Annotated in this window: 13 protein-coding genes and 1 tRNA gene; 5 read left to right on the forward strand and 9 right to left on the reverse strand. The window is 41.0% G+C overall.

Annotated features, from left to right (window positions below):
• Position 1 precedes the first annotated feature (1 nt).
• Positions 2 to 823, forward strand: coding sequence for an MOSC domain-containing protein (locus tag LQ201_RS04605; protein WP_230145563.1), 822 nt, complete (start codon positions 2 to 4; stop codon positions 821 to 823).
• Positions 824 to 896: 73 nt separating this feature from the next.
• Here LQ201_RS04605 and LQ201_RS04610 read toward each other — a convergent pair whose 3' ends face one another.
• From LQ201_RS04610 to LQ201_RS04645, 8 genes are all read right to left on the reverse strand, one after another.
• Complete coding sequence (locus LQ201_RS04610) at positions 897 to 1442, reverse strand: GNAT family N-acetyltransferase (protein WP_230145564.1); 546 nt, start codon at positions 1440 to 1442, stop codon at positions 897 to 899.
• Between the two features lie 705 nt (positions 1443 to 2147).
• On the reverse strand, positions 2148 to 4001 hold the full coding sequence (locus tag LQ201_RS04615) for a glycoside hydrolase family 2 protein (protein WP_230145565.1): 1854 nt from the start codon (positions 3999 to 4001) through the stop codon (positions 2148 to 2150).
• Between the two features lie 359 nt (positions 4002 to 4360).
• Positions 4361 to 5440 carry a cellulase family glycosylhydrolase gene (locus LQ201_RS04620; protein ID WP_230145566.1) on the reverse strand — a complete coding sequence of 360 codons (1080 nt, stop codon included), beginning with the start codon at positions 5438 to 5440 and terminating at the stop codon, positions 4361 to 4363.
• Between the two features lie 15 nt (positions 5441 to 5455).
• On the reverse strand, positions 5456 to 6496 hold the full coding sequence (locus LQ201_RS04625) for a family 43 glycosylhydrolase (RefSeq protein WP_230145567.1): 1041 nt from the start codon (positions 6494 to 6496) through the stop codon (positions 5456 to 5458).
• Between the two features lie 127 nt (positions 6497 to 6623).
• Positions 6624 to 7601 carry a glycoside hydrolase family 43 protein gene (locus tag LQ201_RS04630; RefSeq protein WP_230145568.1) on the reverse strand — a complete coding sequence of 326 codons (978 nt, stop codon included), beginning with the start codon at positions 7599 to 7601 and terminating at the stop codon, positions 6624 to 6626.
• Between the two features lie 215 nt (positions 7602 to 7816).
• Positions 7817 to 8518: a DUF3823 domain-containing protein gene (locus LQ201_RS04635; protein WP_230145569.1), complete on the reverse strand. Its 702-nt coding sequence runs from the start codon at positions 8516 to 8518 to the stop codon at positions 7817 to 7819.
• A 12-nt stretch (positions 8519 to 8530) separates the two neighbouring features.
• Entirely contained in the window at positions 8531 to 10435 is a 1905-nt protein-coding gene (locus LQ201_RS04640) for a RagB/SusD family nutrient uptake outer membrane protein (protein ID WP_230145570.1), read from the reverse strand.
• A 19-nt stretch (positions 10436 to 10454) separates the two neighbouring features.
• Complete coding sequence (locus LQ201_RS04645) at positions 10455 to 13658, reverse strand: TonB-dependent receptor (protein ID WP_230145571.1); 3204 nt, start codon at positions 13656 to 13658, stop codon at positions 10455 to 10457.
• 1305 nt (positions 13659 to 14963) lie between these two features.
• On the opposite strand from LQ201_RS04645, the gene LQ201_RS04650 reads away from it, so the two are divergent.
• The 4 genes from LQ201_RS04650 to LQ201_RS04665 all read left to right on the forward strand — a co-directional run bounded on the left by LQ201_RS04650 (position 14964) and on the right by LQ201_RS04665 (position 19718).
• The gene (locus LQ201_RS04650) at positions 14964 to 18134 is read left to right on the forward strand and encodes a two-component regulator propeller domain-containing protein (RefSeq protein ID WP_230145572.1); all 3171 of its coding nucleotides are present in this window, start codon (positions 14964 to 14966) and stop codon (positions 18132 to 18134) included.
• Positions 18119 to 18943 (forward strand): response regulator, encoded by an 825-nt coding sequence (locus LQ201_RS04655; protein WP_230145573.1) that lies wholly within the window; start codon positions 18119 to 18121, stop codon positions 18941 to 18943. The genes LQ201_RS04650 and LQ201_RS04655 overlap by 16 nt, the downstream gene beginning before the upstream one ends.
• A gap of 69 nt (positions 18944 to 19012) precedes the next feature.
• Complete coding sequence (locus LQ201_RS04660; RefSeq protein ID WP_230145574.1) at positions 19013 to 19459, forward strand: DoxX family protein; 447 nt, start codon at positions 19013 to 19015, stop codon at positions 19457 to 19459.
• A gap of 172 nt (positions 19460 to 19631) precedes the next feature.
• A tRNA-Ser gene (locus tag LQ201_RS04665) sits at positions 19632 to 19718 on the forward strand.
• 50 nt (positions 19719 to 19768) lie between these two features.
• On the opposite strand, the gene LQ201_RS04670 is transcribed toward LQ201_RS04665, so the two are convergent.
• On the reverse strand, positions 19769 to 20950 hold the full coding sequence (locus tag LQ201_RS04670) for a hypothetical protein (RefSeq protein ID WP_230145575.1): 1182 nt from the start codon (positions 20948 to 20950) through the stop codon (positions 19769 to 19771).
• Between the last annotated feature and the right edge of the window lie 482 nt (positions 20951 to 21432).

The raw sequence follows: 21432 nt of genomic DNA on the forward strand, positions 1-21432 counted from the left end.
TATGAGCAAATTTATCCTTTCTGAAATCAATATTTATCCTATCAAATCTTTGGGCGGTATCCGGCTTGAAAAAGCACATCTTGAAGAAAAAGGCCTGCAATATGACAGAAGATGGATGCTTGTTGATGCGGAAGGTATATTTATTACCCAACGGAAACATTTTGAACTGGCAATGCTTCAGGTGAATATTGGGGATGGTAAATTAACCGTTTCCCATAAAACATTACCTGAGCAAAACATATCATTTTCTTTGGATGAAGATACCGGCGAACAGTTATCTATCGTAATATGGAACGATACCGCCACCGCGCTTGAAGTAAACAAAACAGTAAGTGATTGGTTTTCCAACTTCCTAAAATTTAAGGTTAGATTGGTAAAAATGCCTTTAACCGAGAAAAGATTGGTAGATCGGGATTATGCTATGAATGATGAAGTGGTTAGTTTTGCCGATGGTTATCCCTGCCTGCTTATCGGCCAATCGTCGCTCGATGGGCTTAATGAAAAGCTCGCCGATCCAATCCGAATGGACCGTTTCCGCCCAAATTTTGTTTTTACGGGCGGGGAGCCACATATTGAAGATAGTTTTAAAACCTTTCACATTGGTGACGTACTGTTTTCGGCAGTAAAACCATGTGCCAGATGCGTACTCATTACCATCGATCAGCAAACTGGCGAAAAAGGGCAGGAACCATTAAGAACATTGGCCAGCTACCGTACGGTAGGTAAAAAAATCATGTTCGGCCAGAACCTGCTTCATCAACAAACAGGAATCATCAGTGTGGGTGATGAGCTGATGGTTAAAGACTGGAAGGAAAAGGGTTAACATTTCCCTTAAAACTCTTATTTGTGTTTAGCCTACATTTATTTATGTTCAATTTTATGGCCGTAGCCAAAATCTATACTCTTGAAGTAAGAATATAAGTGAGCATGCCTGGAACACCGACATGTATATTTTGATAATCGCTTTGCACAATTTCAAACCCCATTTTTTCAAGTAGTTTTACAGAAGGCGGGTTATCACTGGATGGGCAAGCAACAAGCGTTTTAATGCCCATTACCTCAAATGCATACCTGAGTATGCAGGTAATAATCTCTACCATGATACCTTTACCTTGAAAATCCGGAAGCAACTCATATCCTAGTTCCACGGTCTCATTCTGAATATCAAAATTCCAGAGGCAGGCTGCACCTATCATAGCGGTATCACCCTTATAAGAAGCAACCCAGTATATAGATTCATCATTATTGATCAGGTTATCAATTTTATTGATGTACGCAACGGCTTCGTTAATATGAAGAAAGGGCGCCTTACCCGTTAAGGCAGCCACTTCAACATCCGAACGCAATTGATAAATTACAGGAGCATCTTCCAGCGAAAGTCTGCGAAGGACCAATCTGTCGGTTTCGAGTACAGGGAAAGTGGAAAAATCGGGTTGTTTCATCTGGTTAACTTAAGGAAGAATTGCTGCAATCAAAGATCATTATCTAGCGAAAGATAACGATTTTTTCCATATGAATTAAAGTTTCTCAATCGGCGCAAGGCGAATATAACTCATTACCACTTAAAGGTACTTGCTGGCGGGGAACATCGACATCGACTCACCACAAAAAGCCCCAAAGGAGAGCCTGGCTTTACCTTTTAGGTAACCAAAAGGTAAAGAAAAGGTAACCATAGGGTTAACTTGGGGTTAACTTGGTATAGAGAAAGGGTAAACAACAGGTAATAAAGGGGTAAAGAAATATTAGCATATTTCCTTACACAAAGTACCTTTCGGTTTGCGGGCTGCTTAATCCTCATTTATATGAGTTTGCTTAAAAATCGCTAATGAAGGTATCGTCATCTCGATCGTAGTGTTCCAAAGGAACTCCTTTGGAGGAGAGATCTTTTAAATCTGATTTCAATAACCTGGTACAAAGATCTCTCCATTTCGCTGCGCTACAGTCGAGATGACGACCATTCTTTTGGAACCTGTAAATGGCGGCTGGGTCGAAGGGCTTGTTAAAATGTCTTACAAGACGTTTCAACAAGCCCAACGTGATAAATCGAACAAATTACAAATAGGATACAGCCTCAATGATTTAATAATCTACAGACACAATTGCAGCGCCTTATTATGCTGATAAAACAAAAAGCGTTAAATGATAAGCTATTGCTTCACCGGCACATTTATCTGATAAAGCTTATCGTGCAAAGCTTTCATCTGTGCTTCAGAAAACTTGATATCTTTTCTGTCATAGGTCATCAAGCCATTGGTTTCTACTTCAACATCGGTAGTTTGGGTATATACTCCGGCAGAAAGCCCTAGTGGGATTAATTCTGCTAAACGTTTCGTAAACTGGGCGTATTTATTAAACAGATCGGTTTTGTTTTTAAAACTCTGATAGCCCCAGTTATTTTTCTGTTGCCACACGTGGCCATCAATAGGCAGACCAAGCCCACCAAACTCGCCCAGCACAAGGGCATAGTCTTTTCCAAAATAATCAGGACTAGGCATAGCCGGATGTGGGTAATTGTGCAGGTCGATAATATCGCCAACCGGATAAAAATTACCTCCACTGGCCGTATTCACTAATCTTGAAGGATCTTTCTCTTTTGTCCATTTGGCAATTTCTACTGTTTTAAACTGCCCCCAAGCCTCATTGAAAGGTGTCCATACTACAATAGAAGGCACATTATAAAGTGCATCAATAATGGCATTCCATTCTTTCTTGTAATATCCTTCGGATTCGGCACTTCTGTTTTTATCCGATCCATGGTCTAAAACACCAGGGCGGTTTTCCCAGCCGTTGCCCAGGTCGCCACTTGGCATATCCTGCCAAACCAGCATACCTGCTTTATCGCAGTAGTAATACCAACGTGCAGGCTCTACTTTAATGTGCTTTCTGATCATATTAAAACCCATTTCTTTGGTTTTATCTACATCGAACTTTAAAGCGGCATCTGTTGGGGCGGTATAAAGCCCATCAGGCCACCAGCCCTGATCTAAGGGGCCGTACTGGAAAACAAATTCATTGTTTAACAGCATACGCTGAATACCGTTCTGATCTTTGCCCATTGAGGTTTTGCGCATGGCAAAATAACTTTTCACCTCATCTACCTTTTTGTTTTTAGAGATCAGCTCAACTTTCAGGTCGTATAAAAATGGGTTTTTAGTATTCCAAAGTTTAGGGTTCGCAATTTTTAAACTGATTGCGCCAGTGCCATCTGCGGTCTGCTCAGCCACTTTGGTTGCGCCGTCCCAAGCCGAAACCTTAACCTGATCTCCGGCACCGGCACCCGTTAAAAATGGCGTAACTGCTACCGCTTGCTGATCGATATCAGGCGTTATTTTAATGTGATCGATACGCACTTTGTTTACCGCCTCGATCCACACCGTTTGCCAGATGCCGGTTACAGGAGTATACCAGATGCCTTCTGGTTTTTTAACCTGTTTTCCTCTTGGCTGAGGGCCTTCATCCGTCGGATCCCAAACTTCTACGGTTAAAGTCTGGTTTCCACTCTTGTTTAAAAAAGGCGTAATATTAAAACTGAAAGGATCGAAACCGCCTTCATGTTTACCCACCTCTTTACCGTTGATACTCACCGTGCTTCTCCAGTCAACCGCGCCGAAATGAAGCAAAATTTCTTTGCCTTTCATGTTTGCCGGTACAGTAAAGCTGGTTTTGTACCACAGCAAGCTATCTTTACCTACTGTTTTGCCAACACCCGAAAGTGAAGATTCTATGGCGAAAGGCACAAGGATTTTACCCTGGTTAATTGCCGGCTGTTGTGATTTTGCGGAAATGGCATAATCCCAAAGTCCATTGAGGTTTTTCCAGTTGCCAGTACGCTCAAACTGCGGCCGTGGATATTCTGGCAACACATTTTTAGAATTAACTTCTTGGGCCCATGGTGAAGAGATTTTCCCTTTTACCATCGACCACGATTTGTCCTGCTGCTGCGCAGAAAGGGAAAGTGAGAGCCCCAGCAGCGAGAAAAGGATGGATACTTTTTTTTTCATTGTTTTAAATTTGTGTGTTAAAGTTGGATTTTGCAAATTGTTAATTTAAGCAAGAAATAGTTTCCTGATGGATTATTTGTTTCGTAAAAGTCAATATGAATTACATTTTTTTTGAATTGATAGGCTGTGAGGAGTCGTCATTCCCAACCCGATTGGGAATCTTAATGCAATAAGCCTTAAGATTCCCGCCTACGCGGGAATGACGCCCCTTTACTGAAACCTGTCAATGATAGCCTGTAGAAAGACAAATATTTCTGTTTCAACTAAGAGTCTTCGTCTTCGCCTCCGTAGGAGTCCTTTGGACAGACTGACAATAATTTTTATTAAGCTCTTTTTCGGATCTCCCTACTGACAATAATTTATTTGCTGTTAAGTTTTTTAATCAGGTTAACTTCATCCAGGCGGTACGGGGTACCATCGGGCTGAAAGATTTCGTGAAACCACTCTATCGGATCAGATCCATCGGCAAGCGGGGTATCCCAGGCATATTTAGTGTTGGTTTTGCCTGCAGCAAAACCCCAGTTAATGGCACCTACATTTTCGTTTTTTAGCATCGGCAAAATGTTAGCGAAACGGCTGTTGCGCGATCTGGCCATATATTCGGTACAGATTAATGGCCGGCCGCTGGCTTTTAACAGATCGATGGTTCTTTGGTGCCAGTCTGGTGCCTCATAGTTATGGTAGGTTACAATATCTGAGTTGGCCAACTGCATTTCGTTAAGCTTCTCGAAACCCCAGCTCCACAATCCGATAGAAATCGGCTGATCGGGATTAACTGACCTTGCCCAGCTAATGGTTTTGGTTAACAAAGGTATGGTGGCTTCTAACTTTCCGCTATTTCCTGGTTCATTGTATAAATCCCAAAGTAAAATTCTTTTATCGTGTGCAAAATGGGTAAGTACATCCTTTACATATTTTTCGAGTTCAGGGAAATTGGCTTCTTCTTTAAAAGCCGGATCGCCGGGATCTTGCAACCAGCCCGAATTGTGAACACCCGTTTTAGGCTCGGGCTGTTTACCAATGGCCGAAGTTTTATTCCAGCAATCGTCGAAAAAAACAAACATCGGTTTAATACCATGTTTTTGGGTAATGGTTAGAAATTGGTCCATTCTCTTTTTAAAACCTTCAGGATCCTGGCTCCAGGCTTTACTGAACAGGAATACACGCAGTGTGTTAAAACCGATTCCTTCGGCCCAACCCAGTTCTTTATCGATCAGATCGGGTGAAAAAGTATCGGCCTGCCACATTTCCAACTGGTTAATTGCATTGGAAGGAATGTAGTTGGCACCTGTTAACCATTTATGTTCTTTGTACCAGGCATTGGCTTTTTCTATCGACCAAACCTTTGCAGGCTCAGCACTTTTTTTTGTTTTTTGTGCAAAACCCAAGCTAATGTTAAAGCTCAAGACAGCAAGTAGCGCGTAGTTTTTTAAGTTCATATCGGTATATCTGATTTAGTTTTTATTGTGGTTTGATGGTGATATTATACTCAATCCAGCTTTTACCGGAGTTCCAAAATTTGGTGCCCCATCGGCATTCCAGCTAAACTTTTGGGCACGGGGCGAGCGGAAACCTCCGCAGCCCTGGCCCGGTTTATCATTGGCGTGATATAGGATCCAATCTTCTTTTCCATCTGGCGATTTAAAAAATGAGTTATGGCCCGGCGCATAAACGCCATCTTTTGGCGATTGCTGAAAAACAGGTTGATCGGATTTTGTCCAGGAGGCAGGGTCGAGCAGATTGCTTTTAGCCGAGGCGGAAAGCATACCCAAAGCATAAAAATCTGTCCAACAGCCGCTTGCCGAATAAATGACAAATATTTTATCACCGTGCGGCAAAAACTGAGGCCCTTCGTTTACATCCACGTGCGCTCCTCCGCCAAGGTCTCCGATTCTTTCCCAGCTAAATTTGGGTGTAGAAATCTTCACCCGTTTACCTTCTACTGTAAAGGGGTTTTTAAGTTTGGCGATAAAAATTTCCTGTTTGCCGTTTTCATCTCCCTCCCATCCAGACCAGATCATATACAACTGGCCTTTAAAATCGATCACATCTCCATCAATGGCCCATTTATCAGTCGGATCGGTAATTTTGCCTTTAAATACCCACTCGCCTTTCATCGGATCGGCCGAAGTATTTTCCAAAACGTACATGCGGTGGTTTTCGTTTCTCCCATCATCGGCTGCAAAATAAGCGTACCATTTACCCCTTAAAAACATCACCTCGGGTGCCCAGATTTCTTTACTGTACATGGTGCCTGCAGGTGCACGCCAAATGGTTTTCCGCTCCGCATCTTTTAAACCATCAAGGGTTTTGGTTTTCCAGAGATCTACGCGGTTTCCGGTAGTATGGGTATAGTAATAATAACCATCTTTATAAAAGCTATATGGATCGGCACCCGATGGCAATAAAGGATTGGTAAATGTTTGTGCATGTAAACCTGTTATGTGTAACAGGCACAGTGCAACAAACAGACATCTTATTTTCAAAGCATTCATTTTTAAACTCTTAGGTCTTTTATACTTTTTTATCTGCGGCATTCCTTAATCCTTAAAAAAAGTGATTTCTTTTCTTAAATCGGTCCATTTTTATCTCAATTTTTCTACAAATGCAATCAATTAATCCTTAAAATGTTTTTGCCGCACTTTGCATTAAAAACCGAAAACTTTCGGGGTCGATCTGCATGCAAAAACTTCCATTTTTCTCTTTTATAAAGGCAGCTTTGATTATAGCCGTAGCTCTTGGTGATACTTTATAATTTGAATGATGGGTATGAAAAACATATTGTAATGCCCCGCTTTTATCCATAAAAAAATCGCCATGCCCGGTGCCATTTATTTTCAATACCTTTTTACTGATAATCGGGTTGCCCTGATACTTTATCCATGGACCGGTAGCTGAGTTTGAGGTAGCATAACCCACGGCATAATCAGGGTTTCTAAAATCATTAGCCGAATAAAAAAGATAGTAAAGATTTTCCTTTTTGATTACCGTTGGCCCTTCGGTTACCGGCCAATCGGTTTTCGCTGTATTTTCCCAGGCTGCTGTTCCTGATAAACAAAATTTTGTTGTTTCAGGGATTACATCAGAAAAATCAGCCTTCAGTTCTGTTACAAAAATCCTGTTGCCATGATCGAGCTTTACATGGTAGAGGTAGTTTTTTCCATCTTTATCGGTAAATACAAAAGGGTCGATCTGCTTGCCAGTGCCTGAAATTGCTTTTAATTCTTCCTGGACAAAAGGTCCTGCGGGGCTATTACTGTGCGCAATGGCAATCTGCTCATCAGCAGTATAGGCCATAAAATAGGTTTTGCCTCTTTTAAATACCTGAGGTGCCCAAAAACCCTTGCTCCCAAAGGCATCGCCCTTTTTTAATGCAAATCCTTTATTTTTTCCGGTTGGTTTGGTCCAGTTTTTAAGGTCGTTGGAAGAATAAACCAGGAAACCTTCATCGCTACTTGTGCCATATAAATAGTATACACCTTTATCTAAGAAAATGGTCGGATCGGCCAGGTAAAGCGTATCGTTTAGTTGCTTAGCAAACACGTTTTTACCTATAGAAAATACAAAGAAGCATAAAAAAAAGGCGAAAAGATATTTCATATAACGATGATTTGTTAAGGGTAAGATAGTGATTATTAATAATGCTTCGATTGATCGTCATTCCCTCCAAAGGAGTTCCTTTGGAACAACCTGATTGGGAATCTTAATGCCTAATGATTAGTTACATGTGCATTAAGATTCCCGCCTGCGCGGGAATGACGAAACTTCAAAAATCCATTTAATTATAAATCTAACTTCTAAAATACCTTCCTTGGTTAAAAACTTACTTTGGTTGCAGGTGTAAAAATCAGGTCATCTACACCTGCAATTTTAACCCCTATCCTGGCAAAAACATAATTTTGCGTAGGTACAATTGCAGGGATGTTTACACTCATACTTAAGTTATTCAGGTCAGCTATGGCTGCGCCTTTAAGTTCTTGTACCCCGATATTATTACCTCCATCTACAAACTGTGTTTTATTAATATAAAGCGATACACTTTCTATATCCTTTGCATTGGCATCAGTGATGATTTTTTCCAGTTTGCAGAATCCGTTCACTTTTCCAGATGCAGCGGTTAAACTAGCACCGCGGATCATGTAGTAAGGCATTACTTCAATGTCCATCACCTTGTTACCGCTAATATTTACCGCTATGGTATCTTGTTTACCGGCTGCATTCTTTTTCCACAAAAACGGACCCTGGTTCGGAGAGAAAACCAGTTTATAGTTGCCATCAAATAACTTAGCCGAAAAATTACCATCCTGATTAACATATACGTTTAATGCGGAGTAGTTGCCAAAGCCCGATTGCCAAAGTTCGAAATTTACCTGGCGGTACTGCACATTGATTGCTTCGCCCTTATATACGATCCTTCCTGTAAAATCGGCCTCGGGCGCCTCGTAATTATCTTTTTTACAAGAAGAGAACAATACGGCTATAACTGCCCCTATGATGAAATAAAATTTATTTTTCATGTCTGTATCTGATTATTGATTAGGGTTTCTGATAATTTTCGGGTTGCCATTTAGTACGTCCTGCCCGATTGAAGAATAATAATTGCCGATACGGAAACGGTGTGCAGCCGTTACACGGCTGGGTTTAACCACCTTAAAAACATACTTTAAATGATTTGCATTGCCCGGGTTATAGTATTTATATGGCCACAAACCAAACACCTGTGTACTGGTGCGTGTTGCGCTACCGATATTGCTGGCATTGGTAAAATCAGCAACCGACATATTGTTACCGTTCCATACTTTATCGGCCAGTCTCCAACGTTTCATATCCCAAAGCTGATGTCCTTCAAAAGCGAATTCTACTTTACGTTCGTGTACGATCCGGTCGAAAGTAATATCGGCCGGACTTAGTGCTGTGGTTAATCCTGCACGGTCTCTTACCGGTTTAATATAATTGGCTGCAGTAGCTGCATCGCCCAATTCAAAAGCAGCCTCGGCAGCATTTAACAATACTTCGGCATAACGGTAACGGACCCACCATACCTCACTTCGGGTGCCAATCTGGCCTGAGCCTGTAGCAGGATCTAGATATTTACGCACGTAAAATCCCGATTGTGCGCTGAATTCCAGACCATCAACAGGACCATCACCACCCACTACCTGCACCGAACCTGGGTTACCGGGAAGTACATTGCTTTTACTCTGCGCAAAATTGTCGCCCGTTACAATTGTACCATTGGCCAATTGATAGCCCGCCCATATATCCACTGTTTTACCTTTAAACTGTGTTCCAGGAAGAATTACAGTACCGGCCAAACGTGCATCGCGGCCAGCAAAAATATCGGTGATATTGGTGTAATAAACCGGGTTCCCGCTACCATCAACAGCAGCCAAAGAGGCATAGGTATTATCTAGCTTTTCGAAAGATTGCACCAGATTTAACGAAGGGTTTAACCTTCCTCCCTGTGCTTCTTCGGCAGAAGAGCGCGGTTGGTTATCGATTGTAAAACCATGAACTTTATTGGTTTTCAATTTAAAATCTTTAGCAAATATTACCTCTGGATTGCTGCCTTTATCGGTAAAAAGGGCCGCAAAATTTTCAGACAGATTTGGGTTCTTTTTGTAAAGCGAATATTTACCACCATCGATAATTTCTTTTGCGGCATTTAAGGCTTTGGTAAAATAACCATTGGCCATTGCTGCAGGAATGCCAACCTCTCCACCTGGAAGGGTTAATTGGGCATTGCTATATCTGGCAATTGAACCTGCATAAAGTGCAGCTCTCGATTCCATGGCGAGGGCCGCAGCTTTTGTAGCCCTGCTTTGTATGGTTGCATTATCTGGAAGTATGGTTTTAACGGCTTCCAGTTCAGCAATCACAAAATCATAAATTTCAGATTCCTTTGCCCTTGGATATTGCAGGTAACTTGGATCACCGCTATAATCATAAGCAAGGGGAATAGTAATCAGCGGAACACCGCCCATTCTTTTTACCATCTCGAAATAAACACCGGCCCTGATAAAACGCGCTTCAGCTAAAAAACGGTCTCGGTCTTCGGCTTTTAGCGCTGTAGCTTCCTGCCCACGTTTAATAAACAGATTCAGGTCGTTTATCAGCTTGTAAACGCCCATATCCCAGTATCTCCATGCGTCGTATCCATATTCCAGGTTCTGGTGGCGACCATAATCGCCGCCTGCTGAAGCAAAACCCTCATCAAAATCGGCAAATAACCACCATGATTCGATACGCTGAAAATCAGGGAAACGATCGTACAGATCGCCAACCACAGTAAGCACCAGGTTAGGGTCTTTCCACACCGCATCAATTGGCAATGTACTGGTAGGTTGCTTATCCAAAAATTCGGAATCTTTTTTACACGACTGCGCAAAACTTAAACATGCAATGGCAGCAAATGCGTATATATATTTTTTCATTTGATTAGTCTTTTTCATGTTATAGCGATAATTTAAGACCTATATTAAAGAACTTGTTCTGTGGGTATTGCAATCCATTATCGTCTGCAATTTCAGGATCTACCCCATATTCTTTCAGGTTATCGATAGAAAATAGGTTGTATCCGTTTACATATACCCTTGCATTCTGGATCTTGATTTTTTCTGCCCATCTTTTTGGCAAGGTATAACCAATTTCCAGTGTACGTGCCCTTAGGTACCTCACATTGTGCAACCAGAAAGTAGAGTTTTTGGTGTTGTTACTATGGTCGCGGTCGTTAAAACGGATTGCAGGATATTTACCGGCCACCCATGGACTGTTCAGGTCGTAAAGATTAGTACGGTGCCAACTGTCATCAGCAAAATTCTGCAGTAAAGCGCCTCCGTTCTGGAATGCCCAGCGCTGCTCCCAATTCTGGTTCCAGGAGTACATGGCACCTCCAGAAAAATCGGCGGTAAAATCGAAGTTTTTATAAGAGCCACCGATGGTGAAACCAAAGCCCACATTCGGTTGCCCTGATGTGGTATAACCTATCGGTCTTTCGTCTAAACCGTCAATAATCCCATCGCCATTCTGATCCTTGTAAATTAAATCGCCAGGGAGTAAAGAACGATTTCCTTTTTCATCAATATTCACTTTGTAATTATTGATCTCATCGATACTCTGAAACTGACCGATTACTTCGTAACCCCAAAAAATATCAGCATATCTATTGGTACCATTACTTCTATAATTCTCCCACGAGTTACCAAAACGTGGTTTATATCTTTCTAAAAGTTTTTTTCTGCTAATGGAAATGTTTCCACCAACATTGTAGTTAAACTCACCGATTTTATCCCTATAGTTTAAAGAGAATTCTCCTCCAAACTGTGCATCGCTCTCCAGGTTTTCAGCATTTAGCGGGTATCCCAGTTCAATGGGAACAATTACGTCGTTTTTAATGGCTTTTAAACCAGTGCGTTTTCTATAAAAATAATCTGCAGTTCCGGAAAGTTTACTACCGAACATTAAAAAATCAATACCGATATCGGTTATTTTGCTTTTAAACCAGCTTAGGTTATTGATAATAGGGCCTTTATCCCTCGAAGTAGTGATGTTTTTTCCATCCAATATCACACTGCCCTGATTGTAGTTATAACCTGGGATATAAGCAAAGGGATCGATATCCACATTATCATCCCCAAGCTGCCCGTAAGAGGCACGGAGTTTCAGATCGTTCAGGATATTGCTTTCGCCCAAAAGCGATTTCATAAATTTCTCTTGCGTAATTCTCCATCCAATTGATGCCGAAGGGAAATAACCCACGCGCCTATCTGGTGCAAATTTCCAAGAAGCGTCTCTACGACCGGATAACTCTAAATAATATTTGTTATCGTAGTTGTAATTTACCCTGGCCACATAACCAACGCGGGCCTCTTCATTCTGTGTGTCTGAAAAATCCTGCCCATCCATATCGGCAAACTGCAACACAGGTAAAATATTAGTCTGTGGTACAGCGTGCTGAAAGGTATAGGTTCTAAAACGGTCTAAGCGCTCAGCTACCAATACCCCACCTACGGTATGTTTACCAAAAGTGCGGTTATAATTAGCCTGAAGCTGATAGGTATTGGTATATACTTTTTCGTTTCTGCGCTCTCTATAAGGGTTTGAACTGCCTACTTTTTGTTCGTAAATGCCTGTTTCAGGATGGTAGGTATATACATTATAGGTATACTCGTGCCCGTTGATTACGTTATCGGCAATGTAATAAGAATATAAACCTTTAATTTCCAAGCCTTTTATAGGCGTTTCGTAAGAGGCTGATAAATTTGTCTGTAAAACCCTCCAGTCTGATTTCCAATAACCACTTAGCGCTTTACTCTGTACAGCGAACTGCTCGGTATTGTGTCCGATATCATTTGGGTAATTCGGATTGCCATTGGCGTAAGCCTGTTCAGTAGGTCTGTTCCTCAATAAGGCAAAACGGGCAGCCCAATAATCATCTCCCCCCGGTACACCTGGCTGATCACGGCTTTCGATACGGCCATTGATGAGCATACCCACCTTAAAGCGGTCGGTTATTTTAGCCTCGATATTACTCTGGATATTGGTCCGGTTAAATTCGAATTCCCTTGCTGTTCCATATACACCTTTCTGATCCAAACGGGTAGCAGAAAAGTAATAGTTTACCCTGTCACTTCCACCCGAAGCACTTAGGTTTACTGAAGTTTGGGGTGCGTTAGGTGCAATAATAATATCCTTCCAGTTTTGGCTTTGATAGCCATATTCTGTTCCTGCTTTCCATTTATCGAGTTCGGCCTGGGTAATGCTGGTTGCGCCGTTTTGGTTCATTTCTGCAGTAGCCTGTCCCACTTTCCATTGGTAAGCATTGGTTGTTTCCGGGAAACGCACCCAGTTCTGCCAACCCGTGTAAGCATCAACACTAAAAGTATTGCGGGTACTGTTTTTTCCTCTTTTAGTGGTAACCAATATTACACCGTTTGATGCCCTGCTACCATAAATAGCGGCCGATGCATCTTTAAGCACACTGATACTTTCGATATCATTAGGCGAAATATTATTAAACTGGCCAGCATCCTGTTGAATACCATCGATAACATACAGCGGGTTACCCATGTTACGGATCTGGATATTGGCGCTCGCACCAGGTCTGCCGTCAGGCATCCTGAAAGATACACCTGGCAGCTTTCCGGCCAAGCCTGTACTTACGGTAGAACCGCCGTGAACTTTTTCGAGATCTTTGCTGCTGATTGATGAAATGGCACCCGTAATGGCTTCCTTTTTCTGTGTGTTGTAACCTACCACAACAACCTCTGACAGATCGTTATTAGATGGCTTAAGGCTAACATTAATTTGCGTACGGCCAGCTAATGCAACTTCCTGATTGGCATAGCCCACATAAATAAAGATCAGGGTTGCATTTTTATCGCTTACCTGAATTTTGAATTTTCCATTGCCATCGGTAGTTACTCCTGTGTTTGTACCCTTAACTTTAATGCTGGCACCAACAACCGTTTCGCCCTTTTCGTCGGTTACTGTTCCGGTGACAGCTGTTTGCTCCTGGGCAACGAGCTGAAGGGAAAGTAAGATTAAGGTGATGGAAGTAAAAATAGCGGAGAGGACTTTGCGTTTCAAAAACATTTTTTGAAGCGGATACCAATCCAGGCAGACAAAGCCACCATAAGAGAATAAACTTCTTTTCATATTAGGTTAGGGATTTGGTTAGTTATAGAAGTAAATGGATTTAGTTCTATTTAATTCTTATCCAAAGATTCGGTTTTTAGCTTTTCAGAGGGATACGCATTTGTATCAATCTTTCTTCATTTTGTCTCGATTTGTATTGAAGGAGTGTATTTAGCCACGGAGGCTCAGAAATACGGAAAATGCCGCTCAATGGGTCATCCTGAGGAATAATTTATTTTATAAAAATCACTATAGATGACATAGAAGTTCAAGGAGATTGTTCCCTCAAGCTTTCGTCATTTCGAGCGAAGTGCAACGCAGTCGAGAACCCGAAGGCTCAGCGAAGCTAAATCTGCCTAGATAGATCTCTCTCCCAAAAGTTCGGGACTGCGCTCCAGTCGAGATGACGACTTTTCGAGGAAGCAACCTTGCATCCGATAACTATCGGATGATGACTCTTCCCTGTGGCCACCATTTGTGCTAACGCTCGTTTCTAACGAGCGTTGAATAGTTTGTCGTTTCAAACGATAAAATCGTTTATCTATTTAAGCACTCGTTAGGAAACGAGCGCAAGCAATTACGCGCAAAGTCTTAATGCAGTAGCTTCGCGTTAGGGATTGTAAGGGTTCAGTACCGATCCTTCATCGGTACCGGAGCGAAGCGCAGCCCTGAAAAGCCCGACCTTTGCGCAGCTTAGGTAACGCCCAGATTAATTTGAAATTGGCAGTTTACAGTTTTCAAATCTAGAAAAATCTTTATTTAACACAAGCCTGTCGCGCTACTGATAGATTGCTCAGGTGACTTAGGTGATTGTTTTTTGGAAACGATGGGGCTGGCACATTTCGGTTAGGGAAGTCCTGCTATCACTCCAAGTCCTCTCCCGATAGAAAAAATCGGGATCCGGGCTTTACGTTTTATCAGGTTTATTTAACACGGGCCTGTAGTGCTATAGAAGTCAGACTTTGCAGATTTTGTACGCTGGGTTTTTGCGTTAGGGATTGTAAGGGTTCAGTACCGATCCTTCATCGGTACCGAAGCGCAGCGCAGCCCTGAAAAGCCCGACCTTTGCGCAGCTTAGGTAACGCCCAGATTAATTTGAAATTCGCAATTGATAGTTTTATCGCGTTACCGATATGTTGCTTAGCCGACTGTTCTTTTTTGGAAATGGGAGGCTGGCACATTTAGGATGGTGAAGCACAAATAATATAACTTGCTCCGTTGCACAAGACCGATCTGTCTCAATCTTTCTACTTATCTGCTCAAATTCAATTTAGCCTGAAAGCAAAGCATTTCTTTAATATATTTGATGCAGCTGACCAAGATATCTTGAAAAAACTCTTCATCCTCTTATGTCTTTTGTTTTCGGTGCACCTCGTGTGGGGGCAACCTTATTATTTCAGGCATTATCAGGTAGAAAACGGACTTTCTAACAATACAGCCTTTTGCAGTGTGCAGGATGGAAACGGTTTTATGTGGTTCGGCACGAAAGATGGCTTAAACCGGTTTGATGGTTATTCTTTTAAAACCTATCGGCACGAGCCAGAGCAGGCTGGCAGTTTAGGCAACGATTTAATCTATGCCCTTCACCACGACCGGCAGCAAACACTTTGGGTAGGTACCAACAGCGGCGTGTATCAATACGATCCGGCAAAAGAAAGCTTCAGCATCATCAAAGAAACGAAAGGGATGCGGATTATAGATCTGGCGAGCGATCAGCGTGGAAATTTATGGATCTTATCTTCATTCAAAATATACCTGTATCAAAAACGCAGTAAGAAAGTACGGGCTTTTACCCATAATGCACCTTTCGATGCCTCACTGGTAACGGTTTTAAAAGATGGCAGCGTATGGATCAGTACCGGAAAGGGAACCCTCGAAAAATATAACCCCAAGACGAATAATTTTCAGCGTTTTAACATCAACGGTAAAAATGCAAAAACCGAATACGGCTGGGTATCCAGAATTGCCGAAACCGAAAATGGAAATTTACTGGTTGGCACCACCAATCAGGGTGTTAAACTCTTTAATCCGGTTACTTTAGCATCGAAAAATATATTACGGTTAAACGATGATAAAACGCCAATTTTTGTACGGGATATCAAAAAAACAGGCCCTCATGAGTTTTGGATTGCCACCGAATCGGGCATTTACATTTACAATGACGAAAACGGAGCGATTATCCACATTAAAAAACAGTACAATAACGATTATTCTTTAAGCGATAATGCCGTTTACACCATCTGTCTTGACCGCGAAGGAGGCGTTTGGACAGGCACCTATTTTGGCGGTGTAAATTACTATTCGAGCCATACTTCACTCTTTACCAAATACTTTCCTCAAAAAGGCACAAACTCGATCAGTGGAAGCGACGTTAGGGAAATTACAAGGGATGGCAACGGAAATTTCTGGATTGGTACGGAAGATGCCGGGCTGAACAAACTTGAGGTAAAAACAGGAATATTTAAACACTTCTTACCTGATGGAAAACCCGGAAGCATTGCCTATTCCAATATCCATGGTTTATTGGTTGATGGCGACAAACTCTGGATTGGCACTTTCGAACACGGGCTGGATGTTTTAGACCTGAAAACAGAAAAGGTAATTAAACATTACCAGGCAGGCGTTGGAAATGCCTTACGCACCAATTTTATTGTTACTTTCTGTAAAACACGGTCTGGTGAAATTTTAGTTGGAACCATTAACGGGATTTATCGCTATAACCGAAAACGTGATGATTTTGAACCTGTTGCCGGCCTCCCCTTTATTTTTTACTATTCGGTTATCGAAGACAGCAAGGGTAATATCTGGGCAGGCAGTTTTAATGATGGTTTATTTCAGTTTAACTTATCCAAACCAGGTTATGTGAACTACCGAAATAATCCGACGGATGCGAAAAGTTTAAGTCATAACACCGTAAATAGTGTTTTTGAAGATAGTAAACAACAGATTTGGGTAACCACAGACGGTGGCGGACTTTGCAGGTTTGATCAGAAAACACATCAGTTTAAGCGTTACGGTATAAAAAATGGTTTTCCCAGTAATTACCTTTTCCGCATTGAAGAAGATGCCGCAAATAAGTTCTGGATTAGCAGTACCAGGGGACTTATCCATTTTGACCCCTCTATGGGTTTAAACAAAACCTATACTAAAGCCAATGGATTGCTTACCGATCAGTTCAACTACAGTTCTGCCTATCAGGATGAGGATGGCCGAACCTATTTTGGGAGTGTAAAAGGGCTGGTCAGCTTCAATCCGGCCAACTTAAAAGCAACATCATACGAAACCCCTGTATTTTTAACCGGCTTTCAGATCAATAGTTCAGAAATCGGTTTAAATGGGGCAGATTCTGTTTCTGATCAATCGATCGTTTATGCCGATACCATTGAACTTAACTACAACCAATCTTCTTTTAGTATCGATTTTGCGGCATTAAGTTACCTCTCGCCCGAAATGACAGAGTATGCCTATAAAATGACCGGGCTTTATAAAAACTGGGAATATTTAAAAACCAACAGGAAAGTTTATTTTACCAAACTTGCCCCTGGGAATTATACTTTTGAAGTGAAAGCATTGGTTGAAGGAAGTAGTAACTGGAGCACCAAAAATGCGAAGTTACTGATCAAAATCCGTCCTCCTTTTTACCTTAGCCCTGTGGCGTATCTGTTTTATCTGATCGCGGCAGGTGGAATCATCTTCTTTCTGGTGCGAAGCTATCACCGAAAAATCGCATTAAAAAACAGCAGGCGGATGGAAGTTTTTGAGCATGAAAAACAAAAAGAAGTGTATCAGGCGAAAATTGAATTCTTTACGAATGTTGCCCACGAAATCAGAACACCCCTTACGCTGATTATCGGCCCTATGGAGAAACTGATTAAACAGGCTGATGCCGTACCCGCGATAGAAAAGAATTTACGGATTATGGAGCGAAACACTGATAGGTTGCTCAAATTGACCAATCAGTTACTGGATTTCAGAAAAACCGAAACCAGCGAATTTTCATTAAATTTCGTAAAAGCCGATATTTCAGAAATCCTGAAAGACGTATTTCTTCAGTTTCAACCTGCTGCAGAACAGCATGAGATAAAGTACAACCTTCATTTACCTGAGAAAAAGCTCCTTGCCTATATCGACGTAGAGGCCTTTTACAAAATGATCAGCAATTTGGTAGACAATGCCATTAAGTACGGAAAAACCATGGTACAGATCAATTTATCATTGCAGGGAAGAGATAAGTTTGCTGTAGTGGTAAAAAACGATGGACATCGCATCCCAATTGAAATTAAGGACAAGATATTTGAACCTTTTTTTAGGGGCAAAGAAACAGAAATTAAGGCAGGAACCGGAATAGGTTTATCGATTTCAAAATCGCTTGCTCAACTGCATAGCGGGGAGCTTTATTTAGATTTTAATGACCATGATTTTAATATATTTGTATTGGAATTGCCTATCCATCAACTTATAGAATTTAACCTGAACGGAAAATGGAAGAAATTGTAGGCAAGCTGGCCATAAAAGATACTGAAGATATGGAAAGATCTGTAGTGTTGCTGGTTGATGATAATGAAGATATCCTTGATTTCATTTCAGATGATCTGGAAGAAAAATACCATGTATTACAGGCCAGAAACGGGATAGAAGCATTAGAAATATTACAGCGTGAAATTGTTCAGCTCATCATTAGCGATGTAATGATGCCCGAAATGGACGGTTTCGAATTTTGTGCGAAAGTAAAATCTACCTTAGAATTCAGCCATATCCCCGTTATCCTGCTTACCGCAAAAAATTCATTGCAATCTAAAATTGAAGGTTTAGAACTGGGTGCCGATGCCTATGTGGAAAAGCCCTTTTCTCCTGAGTTTTTACAGGTACAGATTTCGAGCCTGATTAAAAACAGGAACAAAATCAAAGCATATTTCGCGAGCTCTCCCCTGCTCCACCTTAAAAGTATTGCTTATTCAAAGGCAGACGAACTGTTTTTAGAAAAATTACAGGATACCATTAACAAGAATATCAGCAATCAGGATCTGGACGTCGAACATCTGGCAGAAAAGATGAATATGAGCCGGCCAACCTTATACCGGAAAATTAAATCCATTTCTAACCTTAGCCCCAATGAACTGATTAATTTGGCAAGGCTAAAAAAAGCGGCCGAGCTTTTAAATGAAGGGGTACTGAAAATTTACGAAATCTCAGAAATGGTTGGTTATAGCTCTCAATCGCACTTTGGCAGAAACTTTGCCAAACAGTTCGGCATGTCGCCAACTGATTATGTAAACAGTAAAACTATTGATAAAAAAAAGCCTTAAAATCAAATAGTTAAGCATTGTTATTTTCTTAATTTTTCCGTAAATTGTCATAACCAAAATATAGAAGTTATGAACATGCTTAAGAAAATCCAGATCTGGGGCGATCACCATCACCCAAAATGGTTAGACTATTTTAGAATCTTATTAGGCCTTATTTTAATTTGGAAGGGAATTGATTTTTACATCAATATGCCAGCCTTTAGTAATTTAATGAGGGGCGCTTTCTTAGGCACGGCTGTGAGCATTAGCTTACTGGCGCACCTGATTATTATGTTACACCTAATTGGGGGCTTAGCCATCACCCTGGGCACACATACCCGTGTATTCTGCCTGGTTAATTTACCAATACTGATCGGGGCGGTATTCTTTGTAAATATTTCTGGTGGAATTTTTAAACCCTATTCAGAATTTTGGTTTTCGGTCTCCGTTTTAATCGGACTCGTTTGTTTTGCAATTGAGGGAAATGGTGTTTTATCGGTAGACCGGGAAAAAATTTACCATAAAGAGGCGCTTTAGTTTAAACCTAAAGCCCAAAATTGTAGCTAAAATGGCCTTTACTGGCCTATTATTTGTTTTTTTGAAAGTTTTTATGCGAGCTAACTAAATGATTAGCAACGCTTAAAATATTTATGCAAATATTTGAATGGAAATCATTTGCAGATTTGCGGCAAGTTCGTACTTTTGCAGCGGAGAGTTGGCAGAGTGGTCGATTGCGGCAGTCTTGAAAACTGTTGACTTGTTAAAGGGTCCGCGGGTTCGAATCCCCCACTCTCCGCTGAAAATTAGAGCCTGAAATCATAAGATTTCAGGCTTTTTGTTTGGTCTTCAGCTGATGTCTATTTGTTTCATAAATAGCTTAAGATAATTAACCATCAGGCCCTCAAATTTTATGGGACGCGTTTCTGATATTTCCTGCCCATTCAAGTCAATCAGCCTCACATAACTTTCGGAATCAAGCACAGTAATACAGGTTTCACCAAATATTTTCTTATCCTTCACTAAAGCCCTGGATATAAAAGTAAATAACCACGGACATTCATAAGGGGTCTGCAATATATTGTGGTTTTCATCTAAGATTGCCAGACAGGGAGACTGGTTATTTTCAAAAGGAACTGAAAGACACAATAATTTTTTATCTATATATTTAGGTAATCGTGTGGACGTTTTACCTAGAGAACCAGGGCTTTGTCCATATATATAATAAAAATCACCATAATGATTACCCTTGGCATCAATTAAAGAATTGTACACCTGAAAGCGATTGTGATAAAAGCTGGAAGAAATACGGACAGGACTTTCCATCATTCTATAGGTAATTCCCAAACTGCGTTTACCCGGCTCAAACCATGTTTTCTCGCCATTTTGACCTATGGTTGTTTCAAAATCCGTTAGTCTTTCGCCCTGACAGTTATAAAGGAGATTGATATCATGATCGAAGTCCTCTTCACTGTCTTTACGCCTATCAGTCTGCACTGAAAACAGGTATTCTGTGCCATATATTTTATGAACCAGCAATACCGAATTTTCGTCTGGTCCATTTCCAAAACGGGTTTTGAGGATATTTTTCAGCTCATTTTTTTCAATATCATAAATACCGATCTGGTACCTGAAATGTGGATCCGTATTACCGACAGCTGTCTGAATCAATATCTTTGAAGGACTTAGCGGTTCTGCCCATATAATTTGTTCCTGCTCGAGCAGCGGAAATACCTGCTTATTTTTAAAACCAAATACAGAAACCGACATAGAATGAGTTAAACCAAACTGGATCCAGTAGCTTATTTTCTTGTTAAACTCATCATCCAGCTTATCCAGATGTCTATAAGAAAAATTGGTCCAATAGTGTTCCCGACTGGTATTCTGCCGGGTTGTATATACAATCTCACCCTGGTCGTCAATGAGACATTCCTGATCGTTCCGCTGTTTTGCATGGTATAAGCCCAAGCTTTCAAGAAAGAATAAATCAAGATCAGGGTATTTATCTCCTACTTTACCGTCAGATTTCATTTGGTTATGTTTAAGGTTTTGAACTAAATTACAAAAATAGTTTATCTGCAATCTCCATATTCCAAACAAGTACAGCCCTAAAAACTAAATACTACTGGATAACAACCTTTTAAACAGGGGCTATTTACGGAGAGAAACCGACCAGACAACAGATTCGTAACATTGTGACTGGTGTAATGCATCAGTATCATTATACTTCCTTTGAGCTGTACAAAACCATTTTGGAACAGTTCAACATTAAAGCCCGAGCTGGTGCAAGCTTGTAGCTCGTATCCAAATTAACTTATCATATCAATTTCTAACAAACCTTTTTCTCCAGAAAAATCTAATGCACTACTATACTTCGACTTTTTGATCAATTACTTCGTTTAACCACAGCTCAATAGGCTTGTTATGCTCTTGCCAAAACTGGCCATTTGTTACATTGCTATTTTTTTCTCCTGCTCGTTTAAACATCCAAAGCAGTCATTGCGACTTTCTAA

Origin of the sequence: Pedobacter sp. Bi126 (genome assembly GCF_918698245.1) — a bacterium.
Taxonomy (GTDB): Bacteria; Bacteroidota; Bacteroidia; order Sphingobacteriales; family Sphingobacteriaceae; genus Pedobacter.